We start from the raw sequence: 21,753 nt of genomic DNA on the forward strand, positions 1-21,753 counted from the left end.
TTTCAGTCCATCGCACTGGCGAGGGTCAGTTCCGACTGGGTGGCCAGCGCGCCCAGACCGCGCAGCCGCTCGGCGAAGCGCTCGTAGCCGCGGTTGATGTACTGCATGCCGTCGATGATGGTCTCGCCCTCGGCGGCGAGTGCAGCGACCACCAGCGCGCCCCCGGCGCGGATGTCGGCGGCCTTGACGTGTGCGCCGTGAACATGCCCGCCCTGAATGATCTGGGTGTGCTCACTGACAGTGATCTGCGCGCCCATGCGCTTGAGTTCGACCACGTGGGTCAGGCGATCGGGGTAGATCTTGTCGACGACCACGCTGGTGCCGGGCACGGTGGCCAGCAGGGCGCTCATCTGCGGCTGCACGTCGGTGGGAAAGCCGGGAAACTCCAGGGCGGTGACGTTGGTGGCCTTCAAGACGGCGCGGGTGGCGTCCACCGTCATGATGTCGTCGGACTCGCTGATGGAAACACCCATTTCCATCAGTTTCATGCTGACGGCTCGCAGGTGCGCGGGACGCACGCCGGTCAGGGTGATGTTGCTGCGGGTGGCGGCAGCGGCCAGCATAATGGTCCCGGCCTCGATGCGGTCGGGAATGATGTGGTACTCGCCGCCGCGCAGCGATCCGACACCCTGCACCGTGATGGTATTGGTGCCCGCGCCGCGAATGTCGGCCCCCAGCGAGTTGAGGAAATTGATCATGTCCACGACGTCAGTGTCGATGCTGGCATTTTCCAGGGTTACCTGACCGCTGCCCAGCGTGGCCGCCAGAATGGCGTTCTGGGTCGCGCCCACGGTGAGCATCTCGAAGACGTACGAGCCGCCCAGCGGACGGGGGCGCTGCGCCGTGAAGTTGCCGCCTTCCTCGTTCATGTCCACACCCAGCGCCTGAAACGCCTTGACGTGCTGATCGACCGGGCGGTAGCCGAATGCGCAGCCGCCGGGCATGCTGACGGTGGCTTCCCCGGCGCGGGCGATCAGCGATCCCATCACGATGAAGCTGGCGCGCATTTTGCTGACCAGGGCGTAGGGCGCAGCAGTGTTGAGAATTTCCGGGGTGTGCAGGGTCACGCTGTTGGGGCCGACCCAGGCGTGCTGCGCGCCGAGGTGGCCCACGATGTCCAGAATGGTGTAGATGTCGGACAAGCGCGGAATCCCGTGCAGCGTCACCGGCTCCCGGCTCAGCAGGGCCGCCACGATAATCGGCAGCGCGGCGTTCTTGCTGGGCTGAACCGCAAATTCGCCGCTGAGGGAGCGGCCACCGGTGATATGCAAAGGCGTGACTTGCAGCATGAATGTCCTTTTTTCTGACGGCCCGCAGAGGCCGGAGGGGAAGCTAGGGAGGAAGGGGCAGTGTTTGGTGTTGGCACTGTTCAATCAAGCTCAGCGCGTTCTCTTCTGTTGCATCTTACACACCTTACTCACGGTGAGTCTAGTACTGCCGTGAAAAGTCTAGTACGGTCCGGCACGGCCGGGGCCGGGTGCAGCCCAGGGCCTTGGCCAGCCCGTTACGTCAGACCACTGTGAGACTCAGGCCCCATACTGGAGGGCCAGTGAAGCCGTCGCCCGACCACCAGCGTTCGCCTGGCGCTCCGTCGCCGCCTGCGTATCCGGCAGACAGCGGTGGGCCTCAGGAGCGCGCCCTCGTGTTTCTCGGCAGGATCAGAGACACGCTGGCCCGGACTTCAGCGCTGCCGGAGCTGTTTTACGACATCACAGCGGCCATTCAGCAGGTCTTCGGGTATCCGCTGGTCAGCCTCCTGCTGATCGAGGACAACCAGATCAAGCCGCAGGTCAGCTTCGGGTATGCGGGCGAGGGCCGCTACAGTACCGGGGGAACGACCTACCCGCTCGATTTCGGCATTCTCGGCCGGGTGGCCCGCAGCGGTGAAGCGGCGCTGGTCAGCGACGTGGACCAGGACCCGGACTATCAGCTGTACCGGCAAGGCGTTATCAGTCAGCTCTGCTTGCCGCTGCACGACGGCTACAGGCTCGCGGGACTGCTGAATATCGAAACCACCGAAGCCGTGCTGGACGAAGAAGACCTGCGGCTGATGCAGATTCTCTGCCAGCATCTCGGCAGCGCGGTTCAGCGGGTGCGGTTGGATGCCGAGCGCGCTGCTGCCCAGGCACGCGACCAGCGGCTCTACGACGAGATCGCCCGGCAAGCCCGCGAGCTGGCGCTGCTCCATCAGGTCCGCAATGCCCTGAGCCGTGAGGTGACGATTAACGACATCATAACGTCGGTCAATGCGTCCATCGCTCAGGCCTTCGGCTACACCCAGGTCAGCGTCTATCTGCTCGACAGGCCGTATGGCGGGCCGTCGCTCACCGGGAAGATCAGCGGGGCCGAGGCAGAGTCTGAACCCTGCTTGGTCTTGCAACATCAGATCGGCTACCGCCAGGTGCTTGACCGGGTTCCCATCTCGCAGGGCGTCATGGGCCGGGTCGTTCGCAGCAACCAGGCCGAGCTGATCGGGGATGTAAGGCTGGAGCGCGCTTTTCTGGGCTTGTCCGAAAATGTCACCAGCGAGGTGACGGTGCCGCTGCATGCCCAGGGCCAGGTGGTCGGCACACTGAACGTGGAGAGCGTGGACGGCGTGGTGCTGCTGAGACGCGACCTGGAACTGATGACCGAGGTGGCTGCGCAGCTCGGGCAAGCGCTGGAGCGCGCTCAGCTGCTCGAAACCGCTCGCCTGAGTGAAGCGCGCTACCGCCTGCTGGCCGAGAGCATGACCGATCTGGTGTGCCTGCACGCTCCGAACGGACGGGTCACCTACGTCAGTCCCTCGGTCACGGCGCTGCTGGGCTACGCGCCGGAGGCCATGCTGGGCGCACGGCCGCGCGACTTCATTCACCCGGACGACCGGGCCGAGCTGGAAAGCACCCTGCGGCGCTGGCGGCGAGCAGGGCAGCGCGAGCGCTTGCGGCTGCGGCTGCGCCACCTGGAGGGCCACTGGCTGTGGTTCGAGACCAGCAGCGCCCCGGTGCCGCTCGACCCGGACCACGGGCCATCCCAGGAGCACTGGCAGTCCACATCGCGCGATATCGGGGAGCGCTGGCTCATCGAGCAGCGCCTGGCTTTCGAAGCGCAACACGACCCGCTGACCGGGCTGGCCAACCGCAGTCTCTTCGAGCGCCGCTTGCAAGATCACCTCGACCGCGCGCAGCAGCGGGGACAACCGTACGCTGTGCTGTTTCTCGACGTGGACCGATTCAAGATCATCAACGACAGTCTGGGCCACCGGGTCGGTGATCAGTTGCTCATCGAACTGGCCCGGCGGCTGGCCGCCAGCGTGCCGACCGGGGCGCTGCTCTCTCGCATGGGCGGCGACGAATTCGCCGTGTTGCTGCGCGGCAGCCCGGCCGACGCCGAGCAGCTGGCCCGCCGACTGATCAAGGCGCTCGACACGCCGCTCTCGGTCGGCAGCTACCAGCTGCGCTTGAGCATCAGTATCGGTATCGCGCTGGGCCACCCCGATTACGCCGAACCCGGTGAGGTGCTGCGCGACGCCGACTTGGGCATGTACGAGAGTAAGCACCGCCAGAAAACGCGGGCGAGTTCAGCGTACCGGGTTTTTGACCGCAGTCTGCACACCCGCGCCGTACGGCGGCTGCATATCGAATCCGAACTGAGATCGGCCCTGGAAACGCGCCAGTTGCAGTTGTTCTATCAGCCGGTGGTGCGCCTCTCGGACAAACGAATTCTGGGTTTCGAGGCGCTGGCGAGGTGGTTTCATCCGGAACTGGGCGAGATCAAGCCGGACGAGTTTCTGAGCGTGGCCGAGGAAACCGGGCTGATCTGGCCGCTGGGCCAGTGGGTGCTGGAAACCGCCTGTGCCCAGCTCAGCGAGTGGCAACGCCTCCAGGGCCAGCAGGCAGGCGAGCCGGTCAGCCTCAACATCAACCTCTCGCCGCCGCAGTTTCAGCAGACCGATCTGGTCAAGCAGGTGCAGCGGGCCATCAACAAAAGTGGTGCCCAGGCGTGCGGCCTCAATCTGGAAATTACCGAGGGAGCCATGTTGCAGGACAGCGCCGACCCCACTATCTCGGCACTGCGCGAGCTGGGTGTGGGCGTGCAGGTTGACGATTTCGGCACCGGCTACTCGTCACTGGCCTCGCTGCACCACTTCGACCTGACGGCCCTGAAGATCGACCGCCGCTTCGTGGACAACCTCGACAACCTGGGCCGCGCTCCGGCTAGCCACAGCGTCGTGCAAGCGATTCTGGCGCTGGCCAAGGCCCTCAAGCTGGGGGTCGTCGCCGAGGGGGTGGAAACCGAGCAGCAGCGCCGCAGCTTGCTGGACCTGGGCTGCACGGAGGGCCAGGGCTTCCTGTTCGCCCCAGCCCTCAGCCCCGCCGAGGCCACCCAGCTGTGGCGGCAGGAGTGCAGCGCTAGGACCCCGTGACTGGGATTCTGGTCAAGAAATAACTGTTGACCCAACCAGTAGGCAGGCTCGCCCTATGGAGGTGCTGCTGACGACAGTTCTTTCTCCCCAGGAAGCGGGAGGAGGAAAAAACGCCTGCCGGTCAAAGGCCCGAGCCAGACAAAGCCCGGAGCACGGCGCTGGGCCGCACTCCGGTCTGGTTGGCAACAGGTCTCCAGCCGGGCACTCAGTCGAGCGGCTTGCCCACTGCCCTGGGCGCGCGGCTGCGGCCCGTGAAGATCAGGGCCAGCACCGTGATCAGGTACGGCAGGGCCTGCACCAAGCTGCTGGGCAGCAGATTGCCGCCGCCGAGCTGAATCGAGAGGGCCTGCAGAAACCCGAACAGCAAGGTGGCCGCCAGTACGCCCAGCGGCTTCCACTGTCCGAAGATGAGAGCTGCCAGAGCGATGAACCCGGCTCCCGCGCTAATGTTGCGCACGTAGGCTTCGAGGTTGCCGATGCTCAGGAAGACGCCCGCCGTGCCTGCCAGAACGCCCGACAAAATCACGGCGCTGTAACGCATGGCCCGGACATTGACACCCATGCTCGACGCCGCGCCGGGATGCTCGCCACTGGCCCGCAGCCGCAGACCGTAGGGGGTGCGGTACATGACATACCAGGTGACGGCCACCGCGATCAGCGCGAAGTACACCGGGGGGCTGAATTTGAGGTCACCTATGCCCCACAGCGGCAACGGATGATCGACGGCGGGACTCTCGGTGCTCGAATCGTAGAGGGCAGTCAGAACGACAGGCGGCACCCCGGTCGCCAGCAGATTGATGGCGGTGCCGGAGATGACCTGATCGGCGCGGTACTTGATGCTGAGCACGGCGTGAATCCAGGCGATGAAGCCGCCCACCACCATCCCGCCGAGCCAGCCGACCCAGGGCGCGGCCGCCCCCAGCGGACCGTCGAGCGTCTTGGTGATGATGGCCCCGGCCAGCGCGCCGAAGATGATCAGGCCCTCCAGGGCGATGTTGACCACCCCGCTGCGCTCGGAATACAGCCCGCCCAGCGCCGTCAGCAGCAGCGGCACGGTGGAGCGGATAAAGATTCCGGCAAAGGTCACGCTCAGCAGCGCGGCAAAGAAGGCGCTCACGATTCTCTCTCCTTGTCGAGCTGGATCTTGTCTGTATTTTCCTCGGCCACCACGTCGCCGCCGAGCATGTCCTGCGAGATGACCTCGCTGCTGCGGCCCACGTTCGGCACTGGTGTTTTGGCCTCACGGGCCGCCTGGCCAGGGGTCAGGTGGGCGCTGTCGTCGCTGCCCGCAGCGTCCACCGCCTTGACGAGCTGCGGGGGCGGCGGGTCGGTGATGCGCCGACTCAGGAAACCGCCCGCCGCGATAAACAGCACGATCAGGGCCTTGAGGACCGTCACGATGTCCTTGTTGACTTTGTCGAGCACCCGGTCCACGTTCACGCCACCAGTATCGACGGTGCCGAACAGAATCGCGGCGGCGACCACCCCGCCGGGCGTGCTCTGGCCCATCAGGGCCACCGCGATGCCGTCGAAGCCCACGTTGACCGGCATGTTGGCCTTGAGCCGGAATTCGTCGAGCGCGCCGCCCATGGTGTAGTGGGTGGCTCCCAGGCCGATCAGCGCACCCGACAGGGTCATCGCCAGAATCACGTTCTTGCCGACGCTGATGCCGCCGTACTCGGCTGCCGCCGGGCTGAGGCCCACCGCCCGCAGCGCGTAGCCCGCCGAGGTGCGCCACAGCAGCACACCCATCAGCACGGCGCAGACGAGCGCGATCAAAAACGAGGTGTTGAGGCGGCTGGCACTGAAGCTGCCGACCACCGGAATGCCCACCGTCTTCCAGGTGACGAACCCCACGATGGCGGCGGCGGTAAGGGCGATCCACAGCCGCGCCTTGATGCGCCGCAAGCCGAAATAGAGCGCCCCGAACACCAGCAGCGCCAGCACCGGCCCCAGCGAGAAGTAGGCGGCCTCACCCCGGTTGAAACTGATCAGGTCGGCGATGGAGGCCAGGCGCGCGCCCGGCTGGAAGTCCAGGCTCTTGGCCTCGAAGCCGGGGGCCTTGAACGGCAGGGTATAGGTTTTACCCAGCAGCGGAAAGGTGCTGTTGCCGATCAGAAAGATGAAGATGGCCGAGGCGATGTAGTTGAGCATGATGGTATTGATCACTTCGCTGGAGCCGAAGCGGGCCTTGAGCAAGCCCGGAATCGCGCCCCAGATGGCCCCGCCCACTGCTGCGGCCAGCACCGTGGCGGGCAGCAGCAGCGCGGGCGGCAGCGGCGCGTAGACACCCACCAGCATGGCCCCGATGCCGCCCGCCGTGAGCTGGCCAGGACCGCCGATGTTGAACAGGCCTGCCCGGAAGCCGAAGGCCACCCCCAGCCCGGCGAAGATCAGCGGGGTGGCGAGTTTGAGCGAATCGAACAGCCCGTTGAGATTGGTGACCGGGGCAAACAAAGTGGTGTAGACGTACCACACCACGTCCAGCTTGCCGGTCAGCAGCTCGCCAACCGAGAGGGCACGGTTCAGGCCGCTGGGGACCGGCTGCACGATGAGCACCACCAGCGCCCCCACCGCCACCGCCAGCGCGATGGCCGACAACGGGACCAGCAGGCCGCGCAGCCGGTTGAGCCGCTCCCACCAGCTCGGCCACATGCTCAGGCCCGCGAACAAGCTCACCCCCCCGGCCAGCAGCGGCAAGAAGAGACCCAGGTGCATGCCGCCCGAGGTCCAGGGAATGCGCCGGGCGCGCACCCCTTTGGCGATCAGCTCAGCCACCGACGCGCTCAGGGCCGAATTGAACACGACGATGGCCGCTGCGCCCAGCAGCAGCGTGAGCAGCCCGGCGATCCACAGCCAGCGGGCGCGCCGCAGCGCCGCGAACAAGCTGAGCGCCAGCAGCAGCAGCGTGCCCCAGCCGGTCAGCAGGGCGGCACTGACGTTCGGCAGATTCTCGAACGGCGAGCCGACGAAGTTGGTCAGGCCGCCGGGAAACCGTTGCAGCAGCGACTGGGCGTTGAAGTTGCGGCTGAGGGTGCCGTAGGGAAACAGAAACAAGCCGACGAGCGCCAGCACGATGAAAATCAGGCTCAGCCGCGCTGCCAGCGGTGAGGGCCTCACAGGGTCAGACATTGGCCCATTCTAGGGGCCATTTCCGGGGGGTGTCAGCCGCGCCGCCTTACGCCGCGCCGATCTCACCTGCTACACTGCTGCGGCTATGGAACGAACCTTTGCCATGATCAAGCCCGACGGTGTGCGCCGGGGCCTGACGTCCGAAATTCTCGCCCGTATTCAGCGCAAGGGCTACCGCGTGGTGGGCCTCAAGCAGATGATGATCAGCCGCGAGACCGCCGAGAGCCACTACGCCGAGCACAAGGAGCGCCCCTTCTTCGGCGAGCTGGTCGAGTTCATTACCGGCGGCCCGGTGGTGGCCATCGCCCTGGAAGGCGAGAACGCCATTCTCGGCTGGCGCGGCATGATGGGCGCGACCAACCCGGCCAACGCCGCACCCGGCAGTATCCGCGCCGACTTCGCCACCACCACCGGCGAGAACGTGACGCACGGCTCCGACAGCCCGGAGAGCGCCGAGCGCGAGCTGAAGCTGTTTTTTGGCGAGGGCGAACTGCTGAAGTAAGAAGAAGGGAGCTCAAGAAAGTCGCTCGCCGGGTCGGGGGCGGCTTTCTTTTATGGGGACAGGTCTAAGAAGACAGCTGTTTCAGAAATGCCCTGGCGTCCAGGGCATTTCTGAGCACGACGACCTGGAGTTTCGGCGTCTCCCTGAGCTGTTCAAGCTGCTGCGCACCCAGCTGGGGAAAGGTCCAGATGAAGCGTAGGAATGCCCAGTCCAGCGGTTCTTTACCGAGGTGCTTGGCGTTGAGTCGGCGGTGCAGCAGCGCGCGGGTCACGGCACGAAAGAGGCACAGCCAGCGTGAATACACCAGCACGACGGCAGTATCGGCCTGTTCGGCGCGAATCTTCAGTGTGTCCGCATTGTTGCCATCCAGAATCCAGCGCTCCGGCGCAGTGGCGGCCTGCATCTGGGCTTGCCAGATTGCTTGCTCAGGCCTGACCCAGCCTAGGAACCAGTACAGATCGTCAAGGTAAATGAGCGGCGGCCCTGTCGTCTGCGCAAGCCGCTGAGCGAAAGTGCTTTTGCCCGCGCCGGGGCTGCCGAGAACCATCACCCGCCGCATCATCGGTACCACTCTACCGCCCGGCTATACTCCCCCCATGTCCGAATCCTCTCCCCCACCCGACGTGCTGGCGCTCTACAAGGAAGCCGGGGCGCTGCACGAGGGCCGGTTCCTGCTGGCGTCGGGGCGGCACTCGCCGTACTTCCTGCAATCGACCACCCTGCTGCAATACCCCCAGCACACCGCCCGGCTCGGCGCGGTGCTGGCCGAGAAGTTGCGCGCCGCCCACCCGACGCCCGATTTCGTCATCGGCCCGGCGATGGGCGGCGTGGTGCTGGCCTACGAGGTCGCCAAGCAACTCGGCACACGGGCGCTGTTCGCCGAGAAGGACGGACAGGGCGGCATGAAGATCCGCGAGGCCTTCAGCGTCACGCCGGGGCAGACGTTCGTGGCGGTCGAGGACGTGCTGACCACCGGCGGCAGCGTGCTGAAGGCGGTGCGGGCCGCCGAGAGCTACGGCGCGACCTGCCTGGGCCTGGCCTGCATCGTGGACCGCCGCAAGGCGGTGGGGCCGCTGGAACGCTACCCGCTGACCTCGCTGCTGCACCTGTACTTCGAGACCTATCCGCCTGACGACGTGCCCGCGTGGCTGGCTGAGCGAGAGTTGCAGGAGATCTAGCCATCCGCCCGTGCAGGCTCCACCTTTGTGGGGACGCCTGCTCCCGCGCGGTCCTCTAAGCTGGGTGCATGGGCAGGGTCGGGGCACACACGCGGGCGAGCGGCTACTTCTCTGAGCTGTTCGGGGCCGCCACCTACCGCCATCTGCTGTACTTCGTGTTGGCGGCGCTGCTGAGCGTCGTCACCGCGCTGGCACTGGCGGCAGCGGTCCTGGGCGCGGCCCTCTCGCCGCTGCTGCTGGGCGTGCCGCTGCTGCTCTTGGGCGGCTGGGCGCTGGGCGGGCTGGCCAACCTCGACCGCGCCCTCGGCAGCGCCCTGCTGAACGTGAACCTCAGCCGCGCCGCGCCGACCCGCCCGCCGAGGGGGTGGCCCTGGCTGCGCGCTCGCCTGACCGAGGCCAACACCTACAAGGTGCTGCTCTACAGCGTGCTGAAACTGCCGTTCGCGGTGTTCAGCAGCCTCTGGGTGGGCGGGACGCTGCTGGGCGGGCTGGGCCTGATGGCGCTGCCCGCCGCGCTGCATTTCTTTCCCGCACTCAACCTGCCGCTGGCGCTGGGCGATCAGGTCTACGGGCTGAACCGCACTTCACTGCTGCTGCTGGCCCTTTGCGGCTTTTTCGTGGTGATGCTGGGCGTCAGCAGCCTCAATTTGCTGGCCCGCGCCTGGATGGTCGTCAGTTACGGTCTGCTGACCGAGTACGGCGAGCACGCCTCGGCGGTGCGCGAGGTGGCGGCGTTGCGGGCGGGCGCGGCCACCGTCGCCTTTGCGGGCAGCCTGGAAGAAACGCTGGGCGAGTTGCTGCGGCTCTCGCTGAGCGCCACCTCGGCCCAGAGGGCGCGCATCACGGTGAGTCGGGGCACGGCAGAATCGGTCACGGCGGCGCTGGGCGACTGGCCTGCCGGGCTGCCGAACGAGCAGGCCAGTGACCCGCCGCTGAGCGGACGCGACACGCTGAGCCGCATCGGCGGCCAGCAGGTGCTGTCGCTGGCCGTCTCCGCGCGCGGCGAGGTGCTGGGTACGCTGCAGGCCGTCTACGACGCGCCGCCGGGCAGCCGCGAAATTCAGTTCTGGGCCGCCGTGACCGATCAGGCGGCCAGCGCCGCCGACACCGCCCGCCTCATCGATCAGGCCCAGATGCAGGGCGGCGAGCAGGAACGCGTCCGGCTGGCCCGCGAGCTGCACGACAGCGTGGCCCAGGCGCTCTACGGGGTGTCGCTGGCCGCCCGCAGCGCCCGCGCGCTGATCGACAAGAACCCGCTGCGGGCCGCCGAGAGCCTCGACTTTGCCGTGAACCTCGCTGACGGAGCCAGCGCCGAGATGCGCGCCCTGCTGTTCGCCCTGCGCCCCGACGCGCTGGAGGAGGGTGGCCTGGTTCCGGCCTTATCTCGCCTCACCGAGATGCTGCGGCTGCGCTACCAGCTCGCGGTGCAGTTCGACGCGCCCGCTGAGCCTCCGCTGAGCAGCGAGATCAAGGGCACGCTCTACCGGGTGGCCCAGGAAGCGACCCACAACGCCGTCAAGCATGCCCGCGCCGGGCAGCTCAGCTTGAGTCTGCTGCCCGGCAGCGCAGGCTGGATACTGCAAGTCCGTGACGACGGCCAGGGCTTTGATCCGGCCCAGACCCGGCCCGGCAGCCTGGGCCTCAAAAGCATGCGCGAGCGCGCGGCGCTGATTAGCGCACACCTGACGCTGGAGAGCGCCCCCGGCGCAGGCACCACCCTGACGTTGCGGGTGGGCGCACCAGCCGAACGGCCCCCGGCCCCCAGCCGCGCATCGGTGCAGGCATGACGCCGCCGCGCAGCTCACCGTTTCCGCACTGGTCGCTGCCAGCGGCCTTGCTGCGGGTGTCGGTCACGCTGGGCATCCTGACGGTGCTGGGGGGGCTGTTCATCGCCAGCTTGCAGCGCCACGATCTCAGCCTCCTGAGCGCCCAGTCCTCGCGCGTTCAGCAGCCGCTGACCGGCGTGCGGCGGCTGAGTCTGACCCTACCGCCAGACCTCAGCCACAGCTTGAAGCTGGTGAGCAGCAGCGTGCCGGGCCTCAGCGCCCAGCTCAGCGCCAGCCGCCAGGACGAACTGCGGCTCAAGCCAGCGCCGCCGCTTTCCGAGGACACTTCCTCCGGCAACAATCCGACCCGTGATCTGGCCCTGACCCTCAGCCGCCATCTGCGCGCCTGGCCGCTGGTGCTTCAGCTCGACGCCCACAGCGGCCTGCCCGGCACGCTGCGCCTGGCCTTGCCCCGGCGCGTTGCCCTGACCCTGGACCTCCAGCACCCGGCGGACGACAGCGACCTCGATCTGCGGGAGCTGAACATCGAGCAATTGACGTTCGTCGGCGACAACGGAGCGCTACGGGCCAGCCTGCCGCAGCACGGCACGCCGCAGCTCGATGTTCGCAGCACCGGGGGCGGCCTGGACTTGACGCTGCCGCCGGGCGACGCCCGCACCACGCTGGACGCCACCAGCGAGAGCGGCAACATCACCCTCAACGTGCCGCCCTCGGCACAGATCAATCTCACGGTCACGCTTAGCGGCCCGTCCTCTCCCGCCGACCTGACGCTGCCTGCCAGCTTCCGAGCTGTCCCAGCTCAGAACCGCCAGGCCCGCCGCTATCTTCAGACGGGCCAGCCTGGCGGCCCTGTCCTCACCGCCCGCCTCGAACTCGCAGGCGGCTCCCTGAACGTCAACGCGCTGAATACCACTGGAGTGTCACCATGACCACACCTGAGCCTGCCCCGATTGAGCCTGCCCCGATTCGCCTGCTGCTGGTCGACGACCACGACGTGGTGCGCCAGGGGCTGAAGATGTTTCTCTCGCTCGACGACGCGCTGGAGATCGTTGGTGAGGCCCGCAACGGCCAGGAAGCGGTGGAGCAGTCCGCCCGGCTTTGCCCCGACGTGGTCATCATGGACCTGATGATGCCGGTGATGGGCGGCGTGGAAGCCACCCGGCGGATTCGCGCCGCCCAGCCGGACGTGGAGGTGCTGGCCCTCACCAGCGCCCTGGAAGAGCACAACGTCAACGCCGCCATTCAGGCCGGAGCCACCGGCTACCTGCTCAAGGACGCGTCCAGCGAGATGCTGCTCACGGCCATTCACCACGCCTCCAGGGGCGAGGTCTACCTGCACCCCGAGGCAGCCACCCGGCTGGTGCGTGACTTTCGTACGCCCGAGATGCGTGAGCACCTGACGGCACGCGAAGTGCTGATCTTGCAGCTTATCGCGCGCGGCCACAGCAACCGCCGCATGGCCGATGAGCTGGGCGTGGGTGAACCCACCGTCAAGACCCACGTGTCGCGCATTCTGAGCAAACTGGAGCTGGAAAGCCGCACCCAGGCCGCACTCTATGCGCTGAAAGCGGGACTGGCGACGCTGGCATGAGGAGCGCGCTACTCGACCACCGCCGGGTCTGGTAAAATTTCATGGTGATTTCATCTTCCTCAAATTTCGCTCGATTCCTCGCCGCCCTGAGCCTGCCCTGCTGCTGGCGGCCTGTCAGGGGAACCAAGGGGGCACCCACGCCGGGTCTCTACAACGTCAGCGTCACCCTGGTCATGCTCAACCCCTCGGCCAAGACCACCGCTCAGGTGTATCTGCCCTGGACGGCACGGGCAGCATGCAGGCGGTCGACGCGGACAGCGTGCTCTCGACGGGAGCCGGCGCCAGCAGCGGCAGCTTCAGCCTGACGTTGCCTGCCACCCTGACGGACAGTGATCTCGGCTCACTGAGTGACGCCGACCTGGACCTCAGCAGCGCCAACTGCGCGGGAGCCCTTAAGATCAGCAATCAGGCTGCCCGGACCACGGTGGTCGATTTCAAGCTGCTCACGGCCACCGGGAGCCGCTTCGCCGCGCCGATCGAGGTGCAGGTCAATGTCAACCCGGACGGAAGTGGCCAGTACACAGAAACCGACACGTTGCTGATCTACTCGGATTCGGCCACCCAGGTCAGCGGCGAGCAGCAATGCATCAACAACGGCTCCACGCTGATCTCGACCTACACCATCAACATCAAGGCAGGCTACAACGTCATCAACCAGACGCTGGTCCTGAACTCGGACGGAAGCGGAACGACCAACTCAACCATCCGCTTCGCCAACGGCAAGTCGCCACTGCGCTGGGCTGCCGATCCCGCATCGGCCACGCCGCTGAGCCTCAAGGCGAGTGCCCTCAGCACGCTGACACCGCAGATCAAACAGCTGTTTCACTGATTTTTACAGCGCTCATCCCCTTTGGGCGGCCTTCCCCGGCTGCCCTTTTCGGGTTCAGGGCACCTGCGTTTCCCGACGCTCGGCGTCGAGCAGTGCACCGCCCAGCCGCTCGAAGGCTTCGGCGTCGGTGGGCGGGTGGGTCAGGCCCGCGCGGGCGTCGCGCAGCAAGCGCTCGAACGGGAGTTGGGGCGCGAGCGCCGCGCCACCCACCACGCGGGCCGCCTGATCGGCGGCGCTTACGGCGGCATTGGTACACAGCGCCTTGGCGACGGCCAGCAGCGGCAATCGGGCGGCGCTGGGGTCAGCCTCAAACTGCCGGGTGGCCTCGTGCAGCAGGGCGCGGGCGGCGGCGAGTTCGGCGCTGATTCGCCCGGTCGCCTCGCGCACACGCGGCAGGCTGGAGAGCGGCTGGCCCAGCGCGGTGGGTACCCGCTCGCGGGTATAGGTGATAAGAGCCGTCAGGGTCGCCGTGCCCACGCCCAGGTAGGTTCCGGCCAGCGCCGTCCAGAACCAGGCCGGGTGGGCCGGGTGCTGCGGCTGGGGCGGTACCACGTCGCCGCCCTCGATCCGTACACGGTCCAGGAAAATATCCTGCGAACCGCTGCCGCGCAGAGAGAGCGAGCCGCCCCAGGTGGTTTCGATGCCTATGCCCGGCGCCGACAGATCGATCAGCGTGCGGGCGATCTGGTCGTCGGGGGTGCGGGCCGTGACGAGCGCGAAGTCGAGCGCCCGCGCCCCGGTGGCCCAGGTCTTGTGGCCGCTGAGCAGAAATCCGCCTCCGTCCGGCGTGAGCTTCGTTTGTGGCAAGCCGCCGCGCGAGGGCGAACCCAGGCCCGGCTCGCTGGCCACCGCGTTGATGAGGGAACCCCGGCGGACAGCGGCCCGGCCCACCTTCAGCAGCAGGTGCGGCGGCAGGCTGCTGGCGGCAAAGGCGCTGCCCAACACCTGCCCGGTCATGGCCAGCACCAGCGCCAGCGACGCGCCCGCCGCGCCTAGCCGCTCCTGCGCCCAGGCGAATTCACTCAAGGTCGCGCCCAGGCCCCCCAGCGTCTCGTCACCGAGCTGAGAAGGCACACACAGCGCCGCGTAGCCGCTGGCCTTCAAGGCGGCGGCAGCCTCAGGCGTCACATCCTGGGCGGCCTCGCACCCGGCAAGGTGGGTGGTGATGGCCTGCACGGCGCGGGTGGTCAGGCGCTGCACCTCGGGGCGCGGCCCGGCGGAGGCGGGCGAATCGGGGAAGTCCGGCACGCCGGTCAGCCTAGAGCATCCGGGCAGGCGAGAACGGACCGAATCGCTCCTTTCCAGGCGGCTCAAGGTTCATCTTCCTTGGGCCGACGCGAACGGCTTTGCACTGGGAGTGCTGGAGAACGCTGACCGATCCCGCGCAGGTCGACTTGGGACGGTCATGCTGTGCCGACCGACCCTGGGCGTCCTTCCAGAATCCCCAGCCGTTGATAGCCTTACGTAGCACAGAGTTGCCAGCACCCGAGGGTGAAGTGCAGGGCAGCGGCGCATTCAGTCGCAGTAAGCCGTCTTGCCGAATCAGCGACCCCGTATCCAGAAACTGCTGGATTTCCGTCTCCAGACCCAGCTACAGACTTGGTCGGTCCAGAAAAGTGCTGCCAGGTTGCAGAGTCCAAATGCCCGTCTCAGGTTGGTAGATCATGTGGGAGCGGGCCGCTTTTACTTTGCCCCAGAACTCAATTTCGCTGGGTGGCACCGATTCTGGCCGGGGTTCAGAGAAAGGCAGCACCATCTCGCCGCTCAGCATTTGACGCTCCAACTCGGTGATGGGGCCCAACTGAGCAAACAGGTCGAGGGCGTCTTCAAATTCCAGCCCTCTATACTTGGCGTGAAAGGCCAGGACGGCAGGCATTTTCTCGGTCCTGGTCCTGACTTGCTCAGCTTGCTGGCGCTGCTGCGTTCGCACTCTGAGTTCGCTGAGCGCCTGCTCAAACCGGCCCGCTCGCCACACCGCCGCGTCAAACAGCAGGGCCAGATCGCCCGCGAAGGGCTGCGGCTGAGTTAGGGTCATTTCCAGGCGCAGCACCTCGCGCTCCTGGGGCTTGCCATTTTTGTGTTCGTCCAGCAGCACCCAGGCCCGGCCATTGGTTAGGACGGCCCAGCGTCACCACCATGCCTTTGATTTCCAGCGCGAAGGCCTCACCCGCCCTCACCAGAAAGTCCGGACGCCTGCCGCCGTTAGTTTCTTCCGGCACCACCTCGGTAGGATTCCAGCTGTCAAAGCCGCCCGCTTGCAAAAAACGCTAAACGACAGCTTGCCGCACCAGCGCCTCACTCAGCTGCGGGGCCACCTGGACATGTGCCAGCACCGCTTGCACGGTGGCCTGAAGATGTGGGTTTGGGGAGGGCATCTGCCCTGAGTTGAGCAAGACGCTCCGCGCTTCATTTTGCCAGCGTACTTCCGGTCATCATCAAGCCGAGCTGCGTCTCGGTGGCTTGGTCGGCCATCACCTCGCCAACCACCTTGCCCTCGTACATCACCAGAATGCGGTCAGACAGGTTCATGACCTCGCCCAGGTCAGCGCTGATCAGCAGCACGGCCAGCCCCTTGTCACGGGCCTGCACGATCTGGGCGTGAATGAACTCGATGGCCCCGATGTCCACCCCGCGTGTCGGTTGGCTGGCCACCAGAATCTTGGGGTTCTTGCGCATCTCGCGGGCCACGATGATCTTCTGGGCGTTGCCGCCGGAGTAGCGCCCCGCTTGCAAGGCCGCCGAGCGCGGGCGCACGTCGTAGGCTTCGCTGAGTTCACGGGCATTTTGCTCGATCAGATCGAGGTTGAGGAGGCCCAGCGGCCCGGCGAAGGGTTTCTGGTCCTGCTCACCCAGAATGAAATTCTCGGCGGTGGTCATCTCCAGCACCAGCCCGCGCTCGTTGCGGTCTTCCGGCACGTGCGACACGCCCGCCTGCCCCACCGCCTTGGCGCCGTGGGCGCTCACGCCGTCGTAGGTGATCTTGCCGCTCTGCGGCTGAATCAGGCCGGTGATGGCCTCGACGAGCTGGCTCTGACCGTTGCCCTCCACTCCCGCGATGCCCACGATCTCGCCCCGGCGCACCTGAAACGACACATGGTCGACGACGTTCTTGCGGTTCTCGTTGACGACCACCACATCACTGACCTCCAGCGCCACCTCGCCGGGCTGGGCCGGTTCCTTGTCGACCTTCATGACCACCTCGCGCCCCACCATCATGTTCGCCAGGGTTTCGGTGGTGGCTCCGCGCGCCGGAATGGTGCCGATCATCTTGCCGTCGCGAATCACCGAGATGGTATCGGAGATGTGCAAGACCTCGTGGAGCTTATGCGAGATGAACACCACGCTGTTGCCCGCCGCCGCGTACTGGCCCTTGAGAAAGGCGAACAGTTCGTCGGTTTCCGAAGGGGTCAGCACCGCTGTCGGCTCGTCGAGAATCAGGATGCGCGCGCCCCGGTAGAGCGTCTTGAGAATCTCGACTTTCTGCTGCATGCCCACCGGCAGATCCTCGATACGGGCGTCGGGGTCGAGGCCGAAGTTGAACTGCTTGATAAGTGCGGCCACCTTGCGGCGCGCCCCGGCGTAGTCGATGGCCCCGCCCCGGGTGGGTTCGCTGCCCAGAATGACGTTCTCGGTGACGGTCAGCGGCTCGACCAGCATGAAGTGCTGAAACACCATCCCGATGCCGAGCTTGATGGCGTCGGCGGGGTCCTTGAGGTTGACCACCTGTCCGTCCACCACGATCTCGCCGGAGGTGGGCGGCTGCGCGCCGTAGACGATCTTCACCAGAGTCGACTTGCCCGCGCCGTTCTCGCCGCACAGGGCGTGGACGCTGCCCCACTTGACTTCCATGGAGATGTTGTCGTTGGCCAGCACCAGTGGAAAGCGCTTGGTGATGTTTCGCAGCTCCAGGGCGTAGGGCGAGCGGTGTTCGTGGGTGAGGTTGGCGGCGCGCTGGGTCATGCAAGCAGTCTAGCGCCGGAGGATGAAGCCGCCCGTTGAGAGCAGGCGTTCTCGCACCGTTAAGATGAGTGGCACATGGATTCTTTCTGGCTGGCCTTCACGGCATTCGGTAGCGATCTGGTCTTTATCGCGGCGCTGGCCCTCTACGGCTGGCTGGTGCGCCCCAGCGGGCTGCGGGCGCTGGGAGTGGCCTTCGCGCTGAGTTACCTCGTCAACTCGCTGCTCAAGTACGGGCTGAACCTGCCACGTCCCTTTACCAGTCATCCGGGCGTCGCCAGCGATCTGGCAAAGGCCACGGCGGGCGGCCCCGGTCTGCCCAGCGGCCACGCCCAAATGAGCGCCACACTCTGGGGCGGCATTGCGGCCCAACTGCGGCGGCCCTGGGTATGGGTCGTGCTGGGCCTGCTGGTCGCGCTGATCTCGGCATCCCGGCTGGCGCTGCATGTCCACTATCCATCCGATGTGCTGGTGGGCCTGCTGCTGGGCGTTGTCTTCGCCGCTCTGGCCATCCTCGACTGGCGGCGGTCCAGCTTTCTCGCACCGAACCTCTGGCTACCTACTGTGGTACTGATCATCGCCTGCCTGCTGCCGGTCAGCTTGCCGGAAGAGTACAGCCGGGGCCTGGGGATACTGGCCGGGTTCTGGCTGGCCGAGCCGCGCTACCTGCCGCCCACTACCTGGGCCGGGCGCGTCGGCGTGGCCGTGATTGGGCTGATCATCGTGATCGGGGTGTACCTGGGCCTGAGCGCCCTGGCCGGACTGCTGCCCACCTCGCTGAGCGGCGCGGCGCGTGCCCTGCGCTACTTCCTGCTGGTTCTGGTGGCCATCTGGGGCGTTCCGGCGCTGCTGAAGGTGTGGCTGAGGCCCGCCACGCCGATCAGCCAGGACTCCTGAACCAAGACTTCTGGACTAGGACTTTTTGGTCAGGTTGTAGAGGCGCACGCCGTAAGCGATCAGCAGCACGGCGCTGAGGGCTGCCAGCGGCCAGTTGGCTTTTCGCAAAAAGGTGATCAGCAAGATGGCCCACCCCGCACAGAGGGCCACCGTCAGATAGAGGTTGAAGGCATTGGGCTTCATGGCATCCAGTGTAGTGGGCTTTCGGTGACCCGCTCAGGTCGGGCCACGCCCCTTTGTTCAACTGCCCCTTCAGCCGTGCTAAGCCGGTTTCGTTCGGTACCGGGGAGGTCTTTTGATGCCCGAGACTTCAGCCGCCTCACTCCGCCCTCACCCACCGTCTGGCCCGTCGTCATCGTCGGCGCGGGGCCTGCCGGACTGGCCGCAGCCGCCTGCCTGAAGCGGCGCGGCGTGAACTGCCTGCTGCTCGAGCGCGAACTGAACCTCGCCAGCACATGGCGGCGACACCACGAGACGTTGCAACTGCACACCGACAAAGGCCACTCGGCGCTGCCGTACCTCCGCTTCCCGGCAAACACCGAACGCTACCCCAGCCGCGATCAGGTGGTGGCTTATCTGGAAACCTACGCGCACCGCCTGCGCCTCAGCCCACGCCTCGGCACCGAGGTCCGCCGCGTCGTCAGGGAGGAGCAGGGCGTGTGGCGCGTGCAGACCAACCGGGGCGAGTACCACGCCCGGCATCTGGTGCTGGCCACAGGCCACGCAGCCACGCCGGTCCTGCCCGAACGGCCCGGTCTGGAGCGGTTCGCGGGCACGGTGCTGCACAGTTCGCGCTGCCGCAGCGGCCTGGCGTTCTGGGGCGCAAGGGTGCTGGTTATCGGTGCGGGCAACTCCGGACACGAGATTGCCCTGGCCTTGCAGCGCGGTCACCTGGTCGGTGCGGGGCGCAGTCAACGTAATTCCGCGCGACGCGCTGACCTTTCCGCTGCGCTGGTGGCTGTGCCGCGAGCTGCCCCGTCACGGCCTACGGATGCTGCCGTTCGGACCGTTTCAACAGATCGAGCGAACCGGGCGCGTGCCGATCATCGACACCGGCATCGTCCACGCGGTGCGCTCCGGAGCTGTGAGGGTGGTGGGCGACGTCGCCGGATTTGGAGAGCAGCAGGTGCGGCTGACGAGCGGTAAAACCCTGGGCATTGACGCCGTGATTCTCGCCACCGGCTACCAACCCGCCGCCCCTTACGCGCCTGAGCTGGCGGCGACCACCAACGTCCACGCCTGCGACTACCAGGTGGCGACCACCGGCATGCTGCACGCCATCGCCGCAGGAGCCCGGCAGATCGCCGCCCTCATCGCCCGGCAGGAAGACCAGGTGACGCTTTCGCCGCCCTGAGCGCCGCACCCGCATCCATCAATCCCGCACCGCAGCTCTTAGCCGGGTCGGCATCGCAGCGGCCACCGACGAACGGCTGGGCGGTGCGGCGCAGCAGGTCAATCACCTGGGCGGGCGTCAACTTGGGATTCAGGCCCATCACCAGGCTGGCCAAGCCGGTCACCTGCGGGGCGGCAAAGCTGGTGCCGCTGCGGCGCTGCTCACCCTCCACCGCACTGAAGACCAGCGGCCCGCTCTGCTCCCCGCCCGGAGCCGCGAGTGCCACCGACGCGCCGAAGTTGGAATAGCTGGCACGCCGCCCAGCCCGGTTGGTACCGGCGACCGTCAGCACGCCCCGGCAGCCTGCCGGACTGTAGCCGCCCGCGTCGGCGGCGTCGTTGGCGGCCCCAGCGACGATCAGCACACCCCTGGCCGTAACCTCGTCCACCGCCCGCTGCACGCCCGCGTCGCAGCCGGTCAGCGCGATGAAGTCGGCATACAAGCTGAGATTGATGACCTTGGCCGGGCGCAGGTTAAGCGGCGCGCCGCCGACCCGCAGCCCGGCGGCCCAGCGCAGGCCGTCGATCAGGTCCTGCGGGGCGATCAGGCCGTCCTCGCCCGCGACCCGCACCGCGACGATGCGCGCGCGCGGATTGACGCCCGCCATGCCCAGGGTGTCGTGGGCCGCTGCGATGATGTTGGCGACCCCCTCGCCGTGATAGCGAAATGCCCCCACACCTGAAGCGTCGGCGTCACGCCCGTCACCGTCGCCGGAGCGGGCCGAATCCGACACGAAGTCATAGCCGCTGGTCAGCCGCCCCGCCAGTTCCGGGTCGTTGACATAGCCGGTGTCGAGCACCGCCACCGTGACGGCCTCGCCGGGCGTCACGGCCCAGCCAGCGGGCATCCTGACGGCGGCCAGATTCCACTGCTGCGAATAGAGCGGATCGCTGGGCATGACCGTGTTGATCGGCGTCGGTGCTGCCGGTTTCGGGGCCGTCTGGGTTGAAGCCGGTTTTGCTGGCGCGGCGAACGGCACCAGTGGCGCGGATACTTTCGGCGCGGCAGGCAGCGGCTTGAGTTCCGGCAGGGCGGACGAGGGCCGACTGATCGGGCGGGCCGGCAGCGCGGCGGGCGCGTTCACCTGCGCCAGTCCCGAGAGCGGCAGTCCGCCGAGCAGCAGCGCATACGACAGGCAGGCCAGCGAACGAAGAGGGCGAATCATGCCTCAGTCTGGGGGCCAGGCCTGACGAACGGCTGAAGCGGGCCTTCACCGTTGAGTGCTGGTCGGTATGCTGGGTCCGTGACTTCCCCCCTCTCCCCTTTCACCCCCCGTCCGGTGGCCGTGCTGACCGGCGCGTCGAGCGGCATCGGCGAGGCGACGGCCGCCGAGTTGCATCGCCGGGGCTACGCGCTGGTGCTGGCGGCCCGGCGACTGGACAAGCTCGAAACCCTCTGCCAGCGCCTCGACCCCAGCGGTGAGCGCTCGATGGCGGTGCAGGCCGACGTGACTGAGGACGCCGACCGGCGGCGGCTGGTCGAGCAGGCCACTGGGCGCTTCGGGCGCATCGACGCCCTGATCAACAACGCGGGCGTGAGCATCGCTTCCGGCCCCTGGTGGGACGACGCCGACCCGCTGCGGGTGCTGCATACCAATTTAAGCGCGCCCATCGAGCTGACCCGGCTGGTGTTGCCCGCCATGCGCGCCCGCAGGCAGGGCGCAATCGTCAACGTGGCCTCGGTGGCGGGTATCATCGCTTTTCAGGGTATGTACAGCGCCAGCAAGTTCGGGCTGCGCGGCTTCTCGCTCTCGCTGCGGCGCGAACTGATGGGCAGCGGCGTGAATGTGTCGCTCGTCTCGCCGGGCTTCGTGCGCACCGAGCTGACGGCGCGGGCCAGCCTGCCGATGCCGGGACCGCAGATCGTGGCTCAGGTCATCGCGGATGTGCTGGAGCGACCCCGGCGCGAGGTGGTGGTGCCGGGCTGGTATAAGTTGCCCGCGCTGCTCGACACCCTCTTTCCCGGTGTGGTCGACCGGGTTTTGCCGCTGATCCAGGCGCGGCGCTACCGCTGAGCGGCGGGGCCGACGAGCAGCCGGGTCAGGCATCACCTACCCACCGTCTCTGAATGTTTGGCTTACAT

General features: G+C 67.1%; 20 protein-coding genes and 1 pseudogene. 11 read left to right on the forward strand and 10 right to left on the reverse strand.

The genetic code is table 11. The annotated features are described in order from the left end of the window. Nucleotides 1-2: 2 nt before the first annotated feature. Nucleotides 3-1,286: a UDP-N-acetylglucosamine 1-carboxyvinyltransferase gene (murA, locus tag GUI70_RS08540; protein WP_161881970.1), complete on the reverse strand. Its 1,284-nt coding sequence runs from the start codon at nt 1,284-1,286 to the stop codon at nt 3-5. A gap of 263 nt (nt 1,287-1,549) precedes the next feature. Between murA and GUI70_RS08545 the strand changes: the two genes are divergently transcribed. Further along, complete coding sequence (locus tag GUI70_RS08545; protein WP_161881884.1) at nt 1,550-4,405, forward strand: EAL domain-containing protein; 2,856 nt, start codon at nt 1,550-1,552, stop codon at nt 4,403-4,405. Nucleotides 4,406-4,610: 205 nt separating this feature from the next. On the opposite strand, the gene GUI70_RS08550 is transcribed toward GUI70_RS08545, so the two are convergent. Together GUI70_RS08550 and GUI70_RS08555 are read right to left on the reverse strand one after the other, a co-directional pair. Next, nucleotides 4,611-5,522, reverse strand: coding sequence for an ABC transporter permease (locus GUI70_RS08550; RefSeq protein ID WP_161881885.1), 912 nt, complete (start codon nt 5,520-5,522; stop codon nt 4,611-4,613). Beyond that, complete coding sequence (locus tag GUI70_RS08555) at nt 5,519-7,537, reverse strand: ABC transporter permease (RefSeq protein ID WP_161881886.1); 2,019 nt, start codon at nt 7,535-7,537, stop codon at nt 5,519-5,521. Before GUI70_RS08555 ends, GUI70_RS08550 begins: the two co-directional genes overlap by 4 nt. Before the next feature lie 85 nt (nt 7,538-7,622). On the opposite strand from GUI70_RS08555, the gene ndk reads away from it, so the two are divergent. Then, nucleotides 7,623-8,039: a nucleoside-diphosphate kinase gene (gene ndk, locus GUI70_RS08560; RefSeq protein ID WP_161881887.1), complete on the forward strand. Its 417-nt coding sequence runs from the start codon at nt 7,623-7,625 to the stop codon at nt 8,037-8,039. Between the two features lie 64 nt (nt 8,040-8,103). Here the strand turns inward: ndk and GUI70_RS08565 are convergent, their stop codons facing one another. After that, complete coding sequence (locus tag GUI70_RS08565; RefSeq protein ID WP_237724792.1) at nt 8,104-8,601, reverse strand: P-loop NTPase family protein; 498 nt, start codon at nt 8,599-8,601, stop codon at nt 8,104-8,106. A 34-nt stretch (nt 8,602-8,635) separates the two neighbouring features. Between GUI70_RS08565 and pyrE the strand changes: the two genes are divergently transcribed. From pyrE to GUI70_RS08590, 5 genes are all read left to right on the forward strand, one after another. Further along, the gene (pyrE, locus tag GUI70_RS08570) at nt 8,636-9,217 is read left to right on the forward strand and encodes an orotate phosphoribosyltransferase (RefSeq protein WP_161881888.1); all 582 of its coding nucleotides are present in this window, start codon (nt 8,636-8,638) and stop codon (nt 9,215-9,217) included. 68 nt (nt 9,218-9,285) lie between these two features. Continuing rightward, nucleotides 9,286-11,004 carry a sensor histidine kinase gene (locus tag GUI70_RS08575; RefSeq protein ID WP_161881889.1) on the forward strand — a complete coding sequence of 573 codons (1,719 nt, stop codon included), beginning with the start codon at nt 9,286-9,288 and terminating at the stop codon, nt 11,002-11,004. Beyond that, complete coding sequence (locus GUI70_RS08580) at nt 11,001-11,933, forward strand: DUF4097 family beta strand repeat-containing protein (protein ID WP_161881890.1); 933 nt, start codon at nt 11,001-11,003, stop codon at nt 11,931-11,933. The genes GUI70_RS08575 and GUI70_RS08580 overlap by 4 nt, the downstream gene beginning before the upstream one ends. Further along, entirely contained in the window at nt 11,930-12,595 is a 666-nt protein-coding gene (locus GUI70_RS08585; protein WP_161881891.1) for a response regulator, read from the forward strand. The genes GUI70_RS08580 and GUI70_RS08585 overlap by 4 nt, the downstream gene beginning before the upstream one ends. 235 nt (nt 12,596-12,830) lie before the next feature. Continuing rightward, the gene (locus tag GUI70_RS08590; RefSeq protein WP_161881892.1) at nt 12,831-13,424 is read left to right on the forward strand and encodes a hypothetical protein; all 594 of its coding nucleotides are present in this window, start codon (nt 12,831-12,833) and stop codon (nt 13,422-13,424) included. 54 nt (nt 13,425-13,478) lie between these two features. Here the strand turns inward: GUI70_RS08590 and GUI70_RS08595 are convergent, their stop codons facing one another. From GUI70_RS08595 to GUI70_RS08610, 4 genes are all read right to left on the reverse strand, one after another. After that, on the reverse strand, nt 13,479-14,672 hold the full coding sequence (locus GUI70_RS08595) for an acyl-CoA dehydrogenase family protein (RefSeq protein WP_161881893.1): 1,194 nt from the start codon (nt 14,670-14,672) through the stop codon (nt 13,479-13,481). A gap of 10 nt (nt 14,673-14,682) precedes the next feature. Continuing rightward, complete coding sequence (locus GUI70_RS26115) at nt 14,683-15,015, reverse strand: DUF4357 domain-containing protein (RefSeq protein WP_161881972.1); 333 nt, start codon at nt 15,013-15,015, stop codon at nt 14,683-14,685. Next, nucleotides 15,016-15,519, reverse strand: coding sequence for a hypothetical protein (locus GUI70_RS08605; RefSeq protein WP_161881894.1), 504 nt, complete (start codon nt 15,517-15,519; stop codon nt 15,016-15,018). A 311-nt stretch (nt 15,520-15,830) separates the two neighbouring features. Next, nucleotides 15,831-17,384, reverse strand: coding sequence for an ABC transporter ATP-binding protein (locus tag GUI70_RS08610; protein ID WP_161881895.1), 1,554 nt, complete (start codon nt 17,382-17,384; stop codon nt 15,831-15,833). A 75-nt stretch (nt 17,385-17,459) separates the two neighbouring features. Between GUI70_RS08610 and GUI70_RS08615 the strand changes: the two genes are divergently transcribed. Further along, nucleotides 17,460-18,278, forward strand: coding sequence for a phosphatase PAP2 family protein (locus tag GUI70_RS08615; protein WP_161881896.1), 819 nt, complete (start codon nt 17,460-17,462; stop codon nt 18,276-18,278). A 15-nt stretch (nt 18,279-18,293) separates the two neighbouring features. On the opposite strand, the gene GUI70_RS23970 is transcribed toward GUI70_RS08615, so the two are convergent. Then, a complete protein-coding gene (locus tag GUI70_RS23970) occupies nt 18,294-18,461 on the reverse strand; it encodes a hypothetical protein (protein WP_202630436.1) in 168 nt (55 codons plus the stop codon). A gap of 75 nt (nt 18,462-18,536) precedes the next feature. Between GUI70_RS23970 and GUI70_RS25220 the strand changes: the two are divergent. Next, nucleotides 18,537-19,121: pseudogene (locus GUI70_RS25220) on the forward strand (NAD(P)-binding domain-containing protein); the annotation flags it as partial. Between the two features lie 55 nt (nt 19,122-19,176). Then, a complete protein-coding gene (locus GUI70_RS24285; RefSeq protein WP_237724794.1) occupies nt 19,177-19,632 on the forward strand; it encodes an NAD(P)/FAD-dependent oxidoreductase in 456 nt (151 codons plus the stop codon). Here the strand turns inward: GUI70_RS24285 and GUI70_RS08630 are convergent. Continuing rightward, nucleotides 19,589-20,836: a S8 family serine peptidase gene (locus GUI70_RS08630; protein WP_161881899.1), complete on the reverse strand. Its 1,248-nt coding sequence runs from the start codon at nt 20,834-20,836 to the stop codon at nt 19,589-19,591. The two genes, GUI70_RS24285 and GUI70_RS08630, sit on opposite strands and share 44 nt — an antisense overlap. A gap of 78 nt (nt 20,837-20,914) precedes the next feature. On the opposite strand from GUI70_RS08630, the gene GUI70_RS08635 reads away from it, so the two are divergent. Beyond that, nucleotides 20,915-21,685: an SDR family NAD(P)-dependent oxidoreductase gene (locus tag GUI70_RS08635; RefSeq protein ID WP_161881900.1), complete on the forward strand. Its 771-nt coding sequence runs from the start codon at nt 20,915-20,917 to the stop codon at nt 21,683-21,685. Nucleotides 21,686-21,753: the final 68 nt, after the last annotated feature.

Origin of the sequence: Deinococcus alpinitundrae (assembly GCF_009982895.1) — a bacterium.
Taxonomy (GTDB): Bacteria; Deinococcota; Deinococci; order Deinococcales; family Deinococcaceae; genus Deinococcus; species Deinococcus alpinitundrae.

Excerpts from the sequence above, each read along its gene's own strand:
- GUI70_RS08555 (WP_161881886.1), bottom strand. The coding sequence starts at position 7,537 with ATGTCTGACCCTGTGAGGCCCTCACCGCTGGCAGCGCGGCTGAGCCTG.
- ndk (WP_161881887.1), top strand. The coding sequence starts at position 7,623 with ATGGAACGAACCTTTGCCATGATCAAGCCCGACGGTGTGCGCCGGGGC.
- GUI70_RS08565 (WP_237724792.1), bottom strand. The coding sequence starts at position 8,601 with ATGATGCGGCGGGTGATGGTTCTCGGCAGCCCCGGCGCGGGCAAAAGC.
- pyrE (WP_161881888.1), top strand. The coding sequence starts at position 8,636 with ATGTCCGAATCCTCTCCCCCACCCGACGTGCTGGCGCTCTACAAGGAA.
- GUI70_RS08575 (WP_161881889.1), top strand. The coding sequence starts at position 9,286 with ATGGGCAGGGTCGGGGCACACACGCGGGCGAGCGGCTACTTCTCTGAG.
- GUI70_RS08580 (WP_161881890.1), top strand. The coding sequence starts at position 11,001 with ATGACGCCGCCGCGCAGCTCACCGTTTCCGCACTGGTCGCTGCCAGCG.
- GUI70_RS08585 (WP_161881891.1), top strand. The coding sequence starts at position 11,930 with ATGACCACACCTGAGCCTGCCCCGATTGAGCCTGCCCCGATTCGCCTG.
- GUI70_RS08590 (WP_161881892.1), top strand. The coding sequence starts at position 12,831 with ATGCAGGCGGTCGACGCGGACAGCGTGCTCTCGACGGGAGCCGGCGCC.
- GUI70_RS08610 (WP_161881895.1), bottom strand. The coding sequence starts at position 17,384 with ATGACCCAGCGCGCCGCCAACCTCACCCACGAACACCGCTCGCCCTAC.
- GUI70_RS08615 (WP_161881896.1), top strand. The coding sequence starts at position 17,460 with ATGGATTCTTTCTGGCTGGCCTTCACGGCATTCGGTAGCGATCTGGTC.
- GUI70_RS23970 (WP_202630436.1), bottom strand. The coding sequence starts at position 18,461 with ATGAAGCCCAATGCCTTCAACCTCTATCTGACGGTGGCCCTCTGTGCG.
- GUI70_RS08630 (WP_161881899.1), bottom strand. The coding sequence starts at position 20,836 with ATGATTCGCCCTCTTCGTTCGCTGGCCTGCCTGTCGTATGCGCTGCTG.